At 44.8% G+C, this 15,488-nt stretch carries 11 protein-coding genes; 8 read left to right on the top strand and 3 right to left on the bottom strand.

Translation table 11 applies throughout. The features are described 5' to 3' along the window. Positions 1-33 precede the first annotated feature (33 nt). Both PPA03S_RS12005 and PPA03S_RS12000 read right to left on the bottom strand, forming a co-directional pair. Positions 34-5,088: an S-layer homology domain-containing protein gene (locus PPA03S_RS12005; protein WP_062323079.1), complete on the bottom strand. Its 5,055-nt coding sequence runs from the start codon at positions 5,086-5,088 to the stop codon at positions 34-36. A 396-nt stretch (positions 5,089-5,484) separates the two neighbouring features. Continuing rightward, on the bottom strand, positions 5,485-6,051 hold the full coding sequence (locus PPA03S_RS12000) for a GbsR/MarR family transcriptional regulator (RefSeq protein ID WP_062323076.1): 567 nt from the start codon (positions 6,049-6,051) through the stop codon (positions 5,485-5,487). Positions 6,052-6,251: 200 nt separating this feature from the next. On the opposite strand from PPA03S_RS12000, the gene PPA03S_RS11995 reads away from it, so the two are divergent. From PPA03S_RS11995 to PPA03S_RS11965, 7 genes are all read left to right on the top strand, one after another. Next, positions 6,252-7,127 (top strand): carbohydrate ABC transporter permease, encoded by an 876-nt coding sequence (locus PPA03S_RS11995; protein WP_062323074.1) that lies wholly within the window; start codon positions 6,252-6,254, stop codon positions 7,125-7,127. Next, the gene (locus PPA03S_RS11990; RefSeq protein ID WP_411835216.1) at positions 7,127-8,041 is read left to right on the top strand and encodes a carbohydrate ABC transporter permease; all 915 of its coding nucleotides are present in this window, start codon (positions 7,127-7,129) and stop codon (positions 8,039-8,041) included. The genes PPA03S_RS11995 and PPA03S_RS11990 overlap by 1 nt, the downstream gene beginning before the upstream one ends. 34 nt (positions 8,042-8,075) lie before the next feature. After that, the gene (locus PPA03S_RS11985) at positions 8,076-9,455 is read left to right on the top strand and encodes an ABC transporter substrate-binding protein (protein WP_062323072.1); all 1,380 of its coding nucleotides are present in this window, start codon (positions 8,076-8,078) and stop codon (positions 9,453-9,455) included. An 87-nt stretch (positions 9,456-9,542) separates the two neighbouring features. Then, positions 9,543-10,310, top strand: coding sequence for an HAD family hydrolase (locus PPA03S_RS11980; RefSeq protein ID WP_062323070.1), 768 nt, complete (start codon positions 9,543-9,545; stop codon positions 10,308-10,310). Then, positions 10,307-10,642, top strand: a complete 336-nt coding sequence (locus tag PPA03S_RS11975; protein ID WP_062323068.1) for a DMT family transporter — start codon at positions 10,307-10,309, stop codon at positions 10,640-10,642. Before PPA03S_RS11980 ends, PPA03S_RS11975 begins: the two co-directional genes overlap by 4 nt. Then, entirely contained in the window at positions 10,642-11,631 is a 990-nt protein-coding gene (locus tag PPA03S_RS11970) for a metallophosphoesterase family protein (protein ID WP_062323066.1), read from the top strand. The genes PPA03S_RS11975 and PPA03S_RS11970 overlap by 1 nt, the downstream gene beginning before the upstream one ends. A gap of 421 nt (positions 11,632-12,052) precedes the next feature. Continuing rightward, positions 12,053-13,513, top strand: coding sequence for a carboxylesterase/lipase family protein (locus PPA03S_RS11965; protein ID WP_062323064.1), 1,461 nt, complete (start codon positions 12,053-12,055; stop codon positions 13,511-13,513). Between the two features lie 175 nt (positions 13,514-13,688). On the opposite strand, the gene PPA03S_RS11960 is transcribed toward PPA03S_RS11965, so the two are convergent. After that, positions 13,689-14,843 (bottom strand): VanZ family protein, encoded by a 1,155-nt coding sequence (locus PPA03S_RS11960; protein ID WP_062323062.1) that lies wholly within the window; start codon positions 14,841-14,843, stop codon positions 13,689-13,691. Positions 14,844-15,092: 249 nt separating this feature from the next. Here PPA03S_RS11960 and PPA03S_RS11955 point away from each other — a divergent pair, with 249 nt between their 5' ends. After that, entirely contained in the window at positions 15,093-15,434 is a 342-nt protein-coding gene (locus PPA03S_RS11955) for a zinc ribbon domain-containing protein YjdM (RefSeq protein WP_062323226.1), read from the top strand. Positions 15,435-15,488: the final 54 nt, after the last annotated feature.

The following is a 15,488-nucleotide window of genomic DNA, read 5'->3' as shown; positions in this document are numbered from 1 at the left end:
TGTTTTACTTAGCTCATTTCATATATTCAGATATTACTTTAATTCTGCTGAAATGAGTACATTTTGAGCTTCTGCATTGGCAGTAATAATTACATTATTATTTTCAGCTGTAATAGCGTAATTCGGAAATGCATTTGTAAATGCCTCAGCAATGGCTGCAGCAAGTGTTGAATCCGTTGCTTCACTTGATAATGTAATTACTTTTTTAACTGGCGTTCCATCAATAGTAATTGCTATGGTTTGATTACGTGTAGTTGTTCCTTCCAACGCAATCACATCTGAAATTGTAAATGATGCAATTTGTTGCGATCCTGGTGATGGAACTAAACTTGGCTGAATTATCTCAGCTTTATACGTAATTCCCGGATAGCGGATGTTTTTTGTAAGTGCTTGGTCTGTTCCATTTGCTACCTTTTCGGTCACCGTTACAATTGTTTTTGGATTTCTTCCATCATCTACGGAAACATCAACATCATATTTATCAGTTACAGCTGGAGTTTCAATTTCCTGTAAAACAGTTCCGCTTACTTGAGCAACATATACACCACCTACAGCAAATCCTTCTCCATCAGTACTGAGGTTTATATCAACTGAAAATTTATAAATACCTTGTTTTGTTTCTGTTATAGGCTCAGCACCATTTTGTGAATTACTTACATAAGACATTTTAAATGCCTCGATAGCACTTGGAACTGTTAATTCCACTACACTTTCATCCTTAGTATTATGGACCGCATCTTCTAAGTTAGTAACCTTTACAGTTACTGTACCAGCAACTGTAATATCAGCTGCTAAGGTTACAGTCAATGTCTTCTTATCTTCTGACCAAACTCCCGATTCCGGATCGATTTCTTGGTCACCAATGGATAATTGACTGAAAGTTACGGGTTCGCTAAATGTCAGCTCAACACGTTCACCCATATTAGCTTTTCCATCGGTATTACCATCTACTAATGCTGCTAAATTGATTGTCGGGACTCTATTTTCCTTGATTGTGACTTGGAAATCTTTCGTTTTCGTCATCCCATTGTGTGTAAGTGTGGCTGTTAATGTCACCACATCATCTGCATCATCATTGCTGCTTCTAGTAACCGTTCCGTCAGCATTGACTGTTGCTCCATCTACGGTATCTGCAGCCCATGAGACTGAAACGCCATCCACATCCGTTGGTAAATTTAAAGCCTCTGTTACTTCCTGTAAGGTTGGATTATTGGCCTTAACTAGGCTTTCATCCATTTTTGCCCATGCGTTATTAAGTGCTGCTAAAGCTTCAAGATCATACTCATATGGAGCTTTTCTCTTTCCAGATGCAGCATCGTCTATATCAAATACAGTGGTATCCGAAACATTCAAATTGGTATAGTTAACATTATTTCCAATCCCAAATCCATCTGCGGCTGGAGCTTTGACTACAATTTCACTTGCGCCACTCGTTTTTAAACTAGAGCCATCTCCCAAGTTAATACCATATACTGTACCCGTGTAAGAAGAATCTGCTTCCGCATTTATTTTACTATCAGTGATATTTACATTAGCACCTCTGGCCGTTTGAATAACCCTGGAACCTCCATTTGCACCATTTGATGAGATTGTAGAATTAATAATATCTATCGAAGCACCTTCTGCATCAGCTCGTATTCCATATGCGTAATAAGTAGGATTCTGGTTGTTATCAAACTTAATTTGAATCTTTGAATCTTTGATTACTAGTTTTGCATTAGTATTTTTTAATAGAATTGCTGAATATCCATAACCACCAGTACCCGCTTGGGCATCAACTGTTACATCATCAAATGTAACTTTTGCTGATCCACTAATATAAACGGGTCCACGATCTCCATTTTGTGCGGTTGAATAACCACCTGTTACCTTTAGACTTTTCAATAAAACTTCATTCTGATTTGCTTTAAACCCTACTCCAGCCATAAATACCAATTTATTCTGACCTTCAATAATAATGGGGTTAGCTAGGTCAACTTTAGGAACTGAAATAGAGTCTGTTACGGAATCATCTACTCGAATTATTTTTACCAAACCATTTTTCACATAGTTATGATTAACACTATTTACTACTTCCGTACTGTCTTTTACACGTAAAACAGTTGAAGTGGTAACCTTAAGCGTTTCCCCGTCTGCAAAAGTGATTTTTTGCAAATTACCGTTTTTTGTAACATTTACAGACTTGAGTGAAAATGAACCCGATGCGATGGAACCTTGAGCGAGATCTTCATCTGTGTATGAGATCTCCAAGCCTTCAACTGGTTCCCCATTCTGTGAGAAAGTAATCGAATCTTGTATTTTCCCAGCTGCTTCACTGACAACTACGTTATTCTCCCAAATAAAGTCGCCTGTTAAATCATTTTGAGCAATTTCATAAGCAAATGGAACATGCTGTAATTTGACCGAATTGGTTATACTTTGCCCACCATTTGCATCTTTTACTGAGCCTGCGACTAGGGAAATTTCAGAGCCAACTTTGAAAACATTAGGGCTAGTAGTGTCTCCACCGATTGTCATTGTGAGACTTGTCCCATCTTCAGACCAAACAGCTTTTATATCATCACCCATCCCAAAGACAAAATCTTTCCCAAAAAGATGCTCATCAATATTATGATCCTCTGTGTTCCCACTATATCGAACGGGTTCACTAAATTTGAATGTAATTGTATCTCCTGCTGAAGTATTTCCGTCTTTATCGATATCATTTAAAATTGCACTTACAAGGTATGGCTTTTTCGATTCTAACACTGTCGTTCCGATGGAAGCCTCCTTGGTTGCATTTCCATTCGTTGCCGTAACCTTTAAAGTCACTTGGTCATTTTCATTATCCGCATCATCCTGCGTTACGTTTCCTGTTGAAAGATCAATGCTTGCGTTATGGTCGCCCACTTTTGTAGCTGAATCCCATTTAAAGCTTGTACCATTCGGTCCCATTGTAACTAAATCAAGTGGAGTAGATACCTGCTCTAAGCTTGGGTTGCCTTTTTTAATAAGTGAAGGGAGCAATGCTGTATCAACGACTAACTTTAATTCATTCTCTGTTAACGGTTTGCCTTTTTCAGCAATCGCTTTTTTCACTGCTGTAGTTACATCTGTGATATTTTCCGGCGTAACACCCGTAACACCCATACCTTCGAACAGTTTTATCAAAACCTCTGCAGCCGGTGCTGGTGTTGCATTGATTTTATCTTGCATTACCTCTATGGGGCGTTTAATCGTATGTGTCATTTTACCATTCGCATCCACTGTTACGATAATTTGTGACTCTTTTAAGGAAGGTGCATCTTCTTTAATCGAAATAGTAGCTGTACCCGGACCTTTTGATGTGATGATGATTTCTCCATCCTTTAAGGTAGCGGTCGCGACTGTTTCATTATTTGATGTAACTGTTGTACCAATCATCCCTACAGCAAGTGGGTCTTCGTTGTCTGTATCTTCAATATTATTGGCTTTTAAAGTTTGAGAAACAAATGGATTCGGTATGCCTCCGTTGTTTCCACCGTCTGTTGATCCGCCACCATTAGATCCACCACCAGTAAATCCGCCTCCACTCGAAGGTGCTGTCGGTGTTGTTGGAATGATCGGGGGGGTAGAGCGTTCTACCTGCGCGATATTCGTCACATTTTTAATTGCTGACGATATACCTCCCGGGTATTTTACAGCTTCTTCAGGATTTATATTTACTGGCTTAATTAGAGTATCAATTGTAGTGTCTTTTGGCACAATCAGTTGACTTCCGTATTGTTTCGTTTCTACTGTCGACAGTTGGGCTTTGTTTTCAAGCGTTACTTTTATTGGTGTGTCAATTGTTAAATGGTTTGTTTCAAGCTGTCCCTTGACGACTACATTCTGATTCCCATTAAAATGGATTGAATTCATTTTACCGGCAACTTCGATACTCGATACATTATTACCAACCTTAATAGATGGTGTAGCATTATTCGTGACAATTTCAGTGTTGTCCCGATTCACAACAATTTCATCTACTGTTGTGTTCGTAAGCTTAATAACTGATTTTTGCTCACGTTTTGTATCCCCTTCAATGATCAAGTTTCCGTTTAATGCAAGCCCATTTAATTCAATTTGCTTTTGGTCACCTTTTTTAATCGTAATATCACCAGTAATATTAGCATTTGCCAGCTTAATATAATCGCCCGCAATGGTTATATTTGCTTCGACAGTACCACCTGCCAAATCTAATGTTAGCGGGTTATCCGCCGTTCCTCCATGGATCAATTCCAGGTTGCGAATACCGATGATTTTCGTGCCAATTTTGATAAAGTCTAAATTTGCCTCATTTAACGCTGCCAAATTTTTTGAATGAAGTAATGGCTGAAGCTCTTTTTTGATGTAATATACCTGACCACCCATAGTCATTTTATTGCCGCTAATATCAGAAATAATTTTCTCATCTGGTTGGCGGTTATCACGATAATCAGTTGTTTTCTCGGATCTTATTGTAAATGCTGCCATTTCCCCACGTGTTACTGTCGAAATTCCACCGTATTTTAGGGCGGATTGTCCGGTTGTAATACCTAGATCATATAAGGTTTGAATATATGGAGCAGCCCAATTATTTTTTAATTGTGTATCCGTAAATGGTAAATTAATTTCTTTGGCAGGTTCTAGACCATAGCCATTGACAATAATTTTTGCCATTTGATTTCGTGTAATAGGTGTGTTCGGCTTAAATGTCCCATCCTGAAAGCCATCGATAATACCTGCTTCTTTTAATGCTTCTATGTATGGGTATGCCCAGTCACTCGTTGGAACATCCTTAAACGTAGGATTAAAAGATTTAGTAACATTTAATCCTAGATTGAGTGCTAGAATTTTTGAAGCTTCTGCTCGTGTTAACAGCCCTCCTGGCTTGAAGGAACCATCTTTATAACCACTAACAAAACCACGCTCAAATAGTTCATTCACATATTCATAGTAATCCGAAGCAACTTTGATATCTGTAAACGTTTCCCCATTCTCACTCGCTTTTGTATAGTCCGGTGCCACAACGGTAAGTGCGCTTGTTGCTATCGTTGTAGCAAGTGCTATTTTGAAAAGTTTGTCATATACTACGGTGCTTTTATTCATCCTACTACTTCCTCCTCGTGATTTAATTTCAGTTTGATAGATATGTCCTTAATTTAACGAAGTTCATCTGAACAAAATCTGAACAAAATTAAGACGCGATGGCGGGGAGGCAGAGGAGCGGTACATCGCCTGTGGATGCTTTGGGGGGCGTTCATCGTAAAGAAGTGAGAGGTACCCTTGGTTAGTCCGTCACCGCACTGTATGGCATTCTTGGCGACGGCACAACGGGGGCGATCGAGATGGCACGAAATACATTTTGTTCTAACTGAAACACCTGAGAATCCACGAGTGGTAACAAAGAAGAGGCCATCCCTGGGGTTGGCCTTTTGCTGGTTTTTTCGTAAGAAGCTCGTTTCATTAAGATCGTTAAACGGGAGATCTCTTCGCAACGCTGTATTAATCACTTTCATGGGGAGTATCTTTGTAAAAAACACCATCCCGCAGTTGGTCTACAAATCCCTGCAACCACTCATAATACTGCTCGGCATGCTGAAGTTTGTGCAAATCCCGCAAAGCGTCTTCCCGCTCCTCCGGCAGCGTTGCTTTGGCGAGAATAATCTCCGATAACTCCGGAATGACCTCGCGAAGGCTTTCCTGCATCACGTCGATTTCCCGTTGAAGCTTGGCCCCGAAGAAGTTCTGAAACGTACGGAAAAAGTTGGTTTCGGCCACATACTGATCCTGACGTTCCCGCTTTTCCTCCAATTTATAGATCATCTGAGATTCGGTAAGAGAACGTACAGCATAACTCATATTACTTTTGCTCATGTTCATGGACGTTTTCATCTCTTCCAGCGTCATCGGGCGATCCTCAAAATACATAATGCCATACAGTTGACCAAATGAATGATTGACTCCGTACAAATCCATCGTATTGGCAATGGCGCCAATAACTTTCTCCCTCAGCTCAGGCCGATAGGACAATGACGAATGGTTCTGGTCCTCGGCAGCTTCTTTTCCCACAATCTCACCTCTAGTATATGGATGGGACTCCCTGTTTTCTTTTCATATTTTACATGACACCCCGTTATTTTAACATAACCCGGAAATGCATTTTTCAAATGTATTATACAATCATTTTTGTACAGAAGAGATTAAAGGGTGTTTGAAGGATTGATTTTTAGAGAAATTAAATAAAATTTGGACGATTAGGAGTGTGCAAATTGCGTGTGAAACTATGGAGGGAGACAGAAGCGGTTCTATTCACCCTTCCTGCCCTTATCCCATTACTCATTTTTTGGCTGGGGCCATTGGGATACATTGTATATCTGAGTTTTACGGATTGGGACTTCATGAGTCCTGACAAATTATTCGTCGGTTTGGATAACTACAGTTATCTGCTAACCAATTCTGAATTCTACCGTTCATTGAAGGTTACGCTGTTGTTCGGCCTTGGAAGTGTAGTGCCTACGATTGTGGGTGGATTGGCGCTGGCCATGCTCATGAACAGCAAGATTAAGTCCTCAGGCCTGTTCCGGACGCTGCTGTTTTCCCCCTGGGTCACCCCGACTGTCGCAGTCTCCATTGCGTGGTCCTGGATTTTCGAACCTGAAGTGGGACTGGCCAACCTGCTGCTTGACTGGGTCGGCATATCCCCGATCGGCTGGCTGAAAGATCAGAACTGGGCATTGGTAGCGGTGCTCATCGTTACGCTGTGGAAATCGATTGGCTGGTCCATGGTATTCTACCTGGTCGCATTGCGTAACCTGCCATCCGATTTGCTTGAAGCGGCATCGATTGATGGGGCAGGCAGCTGGGACAAGTTCAGAAGCATTACACTGCCGTTAATTTCACCAACCACGTTCTTCCTGTCCATCATCCTGACGATCCAGTCGCTTCAGGCTTATGACCAGATCAACGTGATGACGCAAGGGGGACCGGCGGGATCTACCAGGACTTTGCTCTATATGTATTATCAATCGGCATTTGAATCCTTCAATGTAGGCGAGGCTTCTTCCATCGCCGTCGTTATTATTCTGATCTGCGTGCTGCTGTCAGGAGTATCCTTCCTGCTCGGTCGACGCCTGGTGCACTACTGATGAATATGACCACTTTAACCAAACAAACCAGAAAAGATAATAGTCGTGAGGAGGTGCAGAAACGGAAGATCCCTCGTGCCGGAAAAAGATTTGCTACCGCACTTCGCTATCTGCTGCTTGCTCTGGTGAGTCTCACGATGGCATTTCCGTTCTACTGGATGGTCATTAGCGGTTTCAAGACGAATGACGAGATCTGGCAGTTCCCGCCAACCTTCTGGCCCGAAACGTTCCGTTGGAACAATTATGTGGATGCGTGGCAAGCTGCTCCGTTTGCCCGTTACATTCTGAACAGTACAGGTGTAGCGGCAGCGATCTGTCTGATCCAGGTCATTAACTCCAGCATGATGGCCTATGCACTCACCCATATGCGTTTTCGTATAAAAGGGGTGCTCACCGGGTTGATTCTGGTAGGCTACATGATTCCGAGCACCGCCGTTTATTTGCCTAGTTATTTGGTGCTCAGCGAACTTAAATTGCTGGATTCCTACACCGGACTGATTGTGTCCAACTGTGTCAGTGTGTTCTCCATCTTCCTGATCCGTCAGGCGTTCATGCAGGTGTCTCATGAATTGGTGGAAGCCGGGCAGTTGGATGGAGCGTCACACTTCCGCATTCTGTGGACCATTATGACGCCGCTGGTTCGTTCGTCGTTTGCCGTGATGGTGCTGATTACATTCATTGACCAGTACAACAACTATTTCTGGCCGATGCTCATTACCAAAGATCCGAATCTGCAGCTGGTATCCGCAGGTTTGCGCAGCTTTTTCGTGGAAGGCGGAGCTTACGGTCTGGCATGGCCGCAGATCATGGCTGCCAGTGCCTTTACCATTGCACCGCTGCTAATCCTTTTCCTGTTTACCCAGAAAACGATCATGCAGAGTGTGAACATCACTGCCGGCGTGAACAAGAACTGATTTTCACAACATACTTTATATAGGAGGAATCAAAATGAAATTGGGTCAAGCGAGTATGAAATGGCGGAACAAATTAAAGCTCAGGTGGAGAGGGGGCATGTCCCTGGTACTGGCTGCGAGTTTTGCCCTGATCACTGCATGTGGCTCCTCTGCCGATAGCGGCTCAGGCACGGGTTCAGATGCAGCTTCTGCGAAAGAAGCTGATTCTGCATCAAGTAGTCCGGTCGAGATTGAGTTCTGGTATGGTCTTGGAGGTAACCTGGGAGATAACATGAAGAAAACGATTGATGCCTTCAATGCATCCCAGAGCGAAGTTGTTGTGAAAGGGATTGTACAAGCAGATTATACAGAGACGGAACAGAAGCTGCAGGCTGCCATTGCCTCGAAAAAAGTACCGGCCGCTGTACTGAGCTCTAATATCGACTGGGCGCGCAAAGGATACTATACACCTCTGGATGAGCTGATCGCCGCCGATCAGAGTTTTAACAAGGAAGATTACGTACAGACCTTCCTGGAGCAGGGAAAAGTAGATGGCAAGCAGTATTTCTTACCCATGTACGGAACAACTCAGATCATGTATTACCGTATGGATGCGCTGAAAGAAAATAATATCGATCCTGCTACTCTGACGACCTGGGAGGCGCTTGCTGAAGCGGCAGCGAAGATGAGCAAGCAGGAGAATGGCAAGACAACCTTCTATGGCTGGGAGCCAATGTGGGGTAGTGATAACATGATCGACGCCGTGCTTGGTAAAGGCGGGAAGATTCTGAGTGATGATGGCAAGACTGTAACGATTGATTCACCGGAATGGGTGGAGACGTGGGAGCTGTTCCGCAAGTGGATTAATGAGGACAAGATCATGGGTATTCATTTTGGCGGCCAAGGCTGGGAGTACTGGTACAAAACCATTGATGATGTCATGAAAAATAAAGCAGCCGGATACACCGGTTCCAGCGGTGACCAGGGAGATCTCGATTTCAGCATCGTGGCAGCCATGGAACAACCGGGCTGGGAAGGTGTAGGCCAAGGCAAACCTGTAGCGAGTGCGATCATGGCAGGTATCCCGGCTGAAGCAAGTCCGGAACAGCAGCAAGCAGCCTATAAGTGGCTGACGTATTTCTCGGAAACAGCCAATACAGCAGCTTGGTCCATGAACACAGGTTACATTGCGGTTCGCCAATCTGCTCAGGAAGATCCTGCTTTCAAAACGTTCAGTGAAGAGAACCCGCAAATCAAGGTTCCACTTCAACAGGCTTCTCATGCTTCGGCTCCGTTCCAGGACCCGACCGGAGGCAAAATCAATGATGCACTGAAGGATGCGGCAGATCAGGTACAGATTAATAACATTCCAGCGGCACAAGCGCTGAAAGAAGCCAAAGAAAAGGCTCAAAAAGAATTGGATCGCGTGAAATAACAAGGGAAAGAAGCTTAACTTGGGGGAGCGGTGCAGTCATGTGCCGCTTTTCTGACTTCGTAATTCAGAAGACAAGGAGCGTAACCAATGCCCGAATTAACGCTGGGGGGCCTTTCTACCCCAATTGAAGCTATTTTATTTGACAAGGATGGGACATTGCTTGATTTTACAGTCATGTGGGGCTACTGGACCGATCGTATGATGGAGAACTTCCAGGAAGAACTTGCTGCCCGTGGCCTTCCGTTTAATACAGCAGAGATTCCTCATATATGGGGAACATTCCATGATGAGAAGGGACGAATGAACGGTTATGATGTGCGAGGACCCCTCGCCATGGGAACGATGGAGGAAGTCTACGCCGTGTTAACTTGGCATGGCTATCGTGCAGGATTGAGCTGGGCGGAAGCGAAAATAATCGTGAGGGAATGTTTGCTGCAGGCAGAATACGCGATGAATAAGGAACGCCCTGCTCAGCCCCTTCCGGGCGTCCTTGCTTTTCTTGAACAATGTCGCAGCAGGGGACTGAAAATGGGCGTCGTCACAGCGGATGAGACAGAAAATGCTTTAAGTCATCTCAAGTGGATGGGCATTGACTCCTTTTTCTCCGTAGTTGTAGGAACGGATCAGGTAGGACGGGGAAAGCCGTTTCCTGACATGCTGCTGTTGGCGTGTGAGCGTCTGGGTGTACCTGCTGCAAGAGTTGCCGTGATCGGCGATACGGATGGGGATATGGAGATGGCCCGTGCTGCGGGGGCTGCCTGGAAGATTGCTGTCGGTGAACCTGCTCATATCAAGCTCGCGGATCGTACGGTTCGTTCGTTTGATGAATTGCTGGAAGTCGAGGTTAACCGATGACGAGTCATTCGTATACCGGATGGTTACTGCTTGCCCTGGCGATCGGATTGGAGCTCAGCGGTACCATTCTGATGAGGGTCTCGGATGGTTTTACCCGCTTATGGCCTTCCATTCTTATGTTTGTCTGTTATGGAGCGAGCTTTACCCTGTTGAATTTTGCGGTGAAGTATATGCCGCTGGGTGTTGCTTATGCCATCTGGTCGGGCGTAGGCATTACATTGATTGGGGTCGTGGGACATTATTTTCTGGGAGAACGTCTGAAGGCGATGTCGATCGTCTGGATGGGCTTCATTCTGATTGGCATTATTGGACTGAAATGGAGTGATTCCTGATGGATAATGAAAATAATTACGAACAGCCGATAGTCAGCTTCCAGGTCATCACTGACACTCATGTCAGAGAGCAGGATGATCATATCCATAATCGTCATCTGGAGAAAGCGCTGGAAGACATTGCAACGTACAGCCATGGCAGCAGCGGAATTATGCATGTGGGCGATGTGACCGATCGTGGATTGCCGCAAGAATACAAGGAGTTGCAGCGTATATTGGAGGCTCAAGACGATTCACTGCCTCAAATACGTTACACCGTAGGCAATCATGATATTGGAGCCATTCTATGGGGAGATCCGCCGCTGAACTTGACCACAATGACCGAGCAAGAGGTGGGTGAGGTACTGGGGCATTCAAGGGATATAGGGCAAATAGAGGCTCAAGGCATTGAGACACCCCAGAATTCCATTTCAATTGAGGCGTTATGGCAGAAGCGGTTGAATGATTTTACAGCAATCACAGGTATGAACGGATCGTATCACGACCACTGGATCGACGGGTATCATTATATCTTCCTGGGTACGGAGCAGCCTCATCCGAAAGATTGTGATATGTCTGCCGAACAACTGGATTGGTTGGAAACGAAACTGTCGGAACAAGCATTGCCTGAGCAGCCGATTTTTGTCTTCCTCCATCAACCACTGATGGATACAGTCGCGGGTTCCATGAAGGAACAGGGTTGGTATGGCGTGAATCAGGACGCAGCATTAAAGGCTGTTCTAAGTCGCTATCCGCAGGTCATCCTCTTCTCCGGACACACCCATTGGCAATTGGAGGCTCAGCGCACCATGTACGAAGGTAGCGGACAGATGCCAACGATGTTTAATGCTTCCTCCGTAGCTTATCTCTGGACGGATGAGGATGAGCACCTGGAGGGAAGTGAGAGTTTACATGTGGCTGTATATCGTGACCGGGTTGTCGTTAAAGGGCGTAATCATGTGACGGGCAGCTGGATTGAGGGGGCGGAATATACGGTTCATTATGGTTAAAAGCAATTAGGTACCCATTGAACATAACAATACATTTGATAAAGGCAGGATAAGGAGCCATGTACACCAACGTTCTTTCTTTTTAGTGCGTGACATCCATAAGCAGGGCAGAAATAGAAGACTTCGCTCGTTAATTGCAGCGGGGTCTTTATTATTGCTGTAAAAGTTCCACGTGAAACGTAGGGGTAAGGTAGATTTGGACAAACTTGTAAATGGGTCTTGCTGGGATCTATACTCAAATAAGTGGAAACGCGCCTATCCGTGCAGATGTGAGGACGTTGAAGCCATGCAAGTTATTCTTCCTGTATGTTTTCGTAAACACATAGTCAGGGTTTCATGTCAGCCCAAAGTTACACTCGGATCTGAGCAACACCAGTCGCAAGCTGGAACTATCGATCAGTAGAGAGGATGTATATAGCGTATGAGAGAACTTCAAGTAAACACACGATATGGCAAGGTTCTGGGAGAGGTTCTGCATGGAGTGAGTGTATGGAAAGGCATTCCTTATGCTAAACCACCTGTAGGTGAGTTACGCTTCCAGGCTACGGTTCACCCCGAATCTTGGGATGGAATCAGAGAGACAAAGCAATTCGGTCCTGAAAATATACAACCAAGAAATCCTCAAACTGAGGGTATATCTGGACAGCCTCCGGTAGAATCGGAGGATAGCCTGTACCTGAATATCTGGACACCTGAAAAAGAGAGCCTTAATCCACTTCCTGTATTGGTATGGATTCATGGTGGATCATTCGTTTCCGGTGCGGGCAGCCAGCCCATGTACGATGGAACACAACTCGTCCTCCGTGGAGGCGTTATTGTCGTGACGATCAATTACCGCCTGGGGCCGCTTGGATTCCTGCATATGGCCCCGCTGGGAGAAGGTTTTGCATCCAATGTGGGTTTACTGGATCAGGTTGCTGCACTGCAATGGGTACAGGACAACATTGAGGCTTTTGGCGGCGACTCGCGTAACGTCACTGTATTCGGGGAATCTGCGGGCAGCATGAGTATTGCAGCTTTGATGGCGATGCCAGCGGCCAAAGGGTTGTTCCATCGAGCCATTATGCAAAGTGGAGCCTCACAGGTCATGCCAGCAGAGCAGGCATCAGCCATTCGTGAGGGCATGCTGAAGGTTCTGGGTGTAGCAGCAGACAATCTGCAACAACTCAAATCCATTCCGGTGGAGCAGATCATCGCTGCTGGCGAGACGGTCAAACAACAAAGCGGAGCAGGCATGGCCTTGTTGTTCCAGCCCGTAGTCGATGGAGATACACTTCCGAAGTCACCTCTTCAGGCGGTAGAAGAGGGAGTGGCTCATGATATCCCTGTACTGATTGGAACCACTTTGCATGAAGGATCGTTGTTCATTCAACCTCAGGTGCCTTACTCCGAAGAGATCAACATGGTGAAGGCTGTTGATTTCATGACACCTGATCTTGAGAATCGGGCTGCCATTGCCGAAAGTTATCCCAAGACTGCAGATGGCCAGGCCCAAGTGATGACGGATCTGTTCTTCTGGCGCTCGGCTGTGCAATATGCGGCTGCGCAGCAGAAGCATGCACCTGTATGGATGTATCGATTTGATTGGGTCATGCCGGAGCATCCACTGCTGCAAAAATCAATCCATAGCATCGATATTTTCTTTGCTTTTAATACGCTGCCCGTACTGAAATTCATGAATGCCGAACCGGATGCCGCCGCAGCAAAACTCGCGGGTAAAGTGCAGGATGCATGGATTTCATTTGCCAAGCAGGGCAAGCCTGAGACGGCGGGCGTGAACTGGCCTGCCTACAAAGACGATCGTGCTACGCTGATTTTCAATCATGAGGTAGAGCTGATTCATGACCCGGATGCTTCCAAACGTGAGCTGCTGGGGCTTTAAAAAAGATCCTATCTGGAAACTCATAACAACATCATCCAAAGGTGTGTCTCGTCATTAGTGACGAAACACACCTTTTTGTGAATGGTTATTCGAGGTGATGACTTAGGTGGTACGCTAGGTAAGTTTATTTTCAACCTGTACCTGTGAGTTGTGGTTATGGTTGTGTTGAGCCAATCTACTTCCGGGAGGCTTTTGTATTGGATACCATATCACAATAGAATGCACGTTTACCTCTGGAGAACAGCACTACCATGACATGAATGAATAACACCAAGAGAATCAGCACATTCAAACCAACAATGCCGACAGAGAGCCATATTTTGAAGGGCTGGAGCATGGCATTTTCGTTTATCAAAGCATACTCGTTTATCATTTGAGCAATAGACACAAAGAGCCAAGGAGCGTAGAGCGCAAGCAATCTTTTGAACAGGGAAGTACTGGAAGGCTCGCCGGTCTTTCGGTCCGTATATCTGAATCGCATCAGGGCTGAACCTGGTGTCTTGCCTTCTTTCAGGGATGGGATAAAGAAAAATACAAACAGCATTGCGATCATGGTATTTAGCATATTAGTCATAGCATTGGTATGGTTCAGATTGAAAATGGACATCAAATTGGTTGCAAACACAACAACGACACTGTCGATAATGAGCGCGAGCAGTTGGGCTACAGGGTAGACCTTGTTTTGTTCCATGATTTGTTCGCTCTTCGCCTCAATGCTTGCACGAGAGGGGAATAAAGCAAGCACGATGGGTGCTGTGAGAAATCCGAGTACCGTTCCTGAACTATTCAGCAGCAGGTCATCCACATCAAACAACCGATACGGGCAATCATAGAAACCGTAGAAGCCGGTGATCTGGGTAATCTCAAAGAACAGGGATAAGCCGAATCCGCTTAACAAAGCCTGCTTCCAGTGCGATCTCTTTTGCCAAAAATACCGAATGTATACACCAAGTGGCATGAGAAGCATTACGTTAAACAGAACTTGCAGAAAAGCTCTGCCTTGAATCATTCCGATATAGCTGGAAGGCTGAGACCAGACGATCGGTGTTTCTTTCATAATATCTTTCACAAAGGTGAATGGAGCCAGATTGTAGTATACGGTATCTGCTGCTTGCTGGGCACATGTATTACGTGTGGTCGGAAAAGGAAGAATGACCAGACAGTACGCAGCCAGCAGGTAAAAAATAAATGAAAAGCTGATGCCAAATCGGGACCAGCTAAAAAATCCGTCTTTTCGATATCCATAGATTAACCAAGGCACCAGCAAAAACATGGCGGTGATGACAAAGATAAAGAAAGCCGTTTGGACAGGAAAGACATAGGGTGACATGAGCAGAACTCCTTTTATCGGATGTATATCAACATTTCGTGTGAGACACGCTTTATAAGAATAGTATTTCGTTGTGCTGCTTCACAATGTTTCTTCTGGAACTTAGTATAAGGAGCCTTCCTTAAATCAGGGGGCGGAGCAATCTTAAATTTAGTTTAAAATCAATTAACCTCTTGCTATGTGGAAGAATGCACTGTATTCCCGTATACTTGCGAGGAAGCCACAAAATGAATGGAGAGTTTAATACATATGTCTAATTTGCCTAACTGCCCCAAATGTAATTCCGAATACACATACGAGGACGGTAACTTGTTGGTGTGTCCAGAGTGTGCGCACGAATGGGCGCTAGCATCTGAACAAGAGAGTGCGGAAGATACGAAAGTCGTACGCGATTCGAACGGTAATGTCCTGAATGATGGCGATACCGTTACGGTCATTAAGGATTTGAAGGTGAAAGGCAGTTCACTGGTGGTAAAGCAGGGTACCAAAGTCAAAAACATCCGTCTGATTGAAGGTGACCATGACATCGACTGCAAAATCGACAGCCTCGGAGCAATGAAGCTGAAGTCCGAGTTTGTAAAAAAAATCTAGCCATCTTTCATTAAGCACGCTGATTGCCATACTAACTGGCCTTGTCTTAAACCG

Origin of the sequence: Paenibacillus pabuli NBRC 13638, from assembly GCF_001514495.1 — a bacterium.
Taxonomy (GTDB): Bacteria; Bacillota; Bacilli; order Paenibacillales; family Paenibacillaceae; genus Paenibacillus; species Paenibacillus pabuli.
Note: the sequence above shows the minus strand (reverse complement) of the source record. Positions and strands in the feature narration are given on the sequence as shown.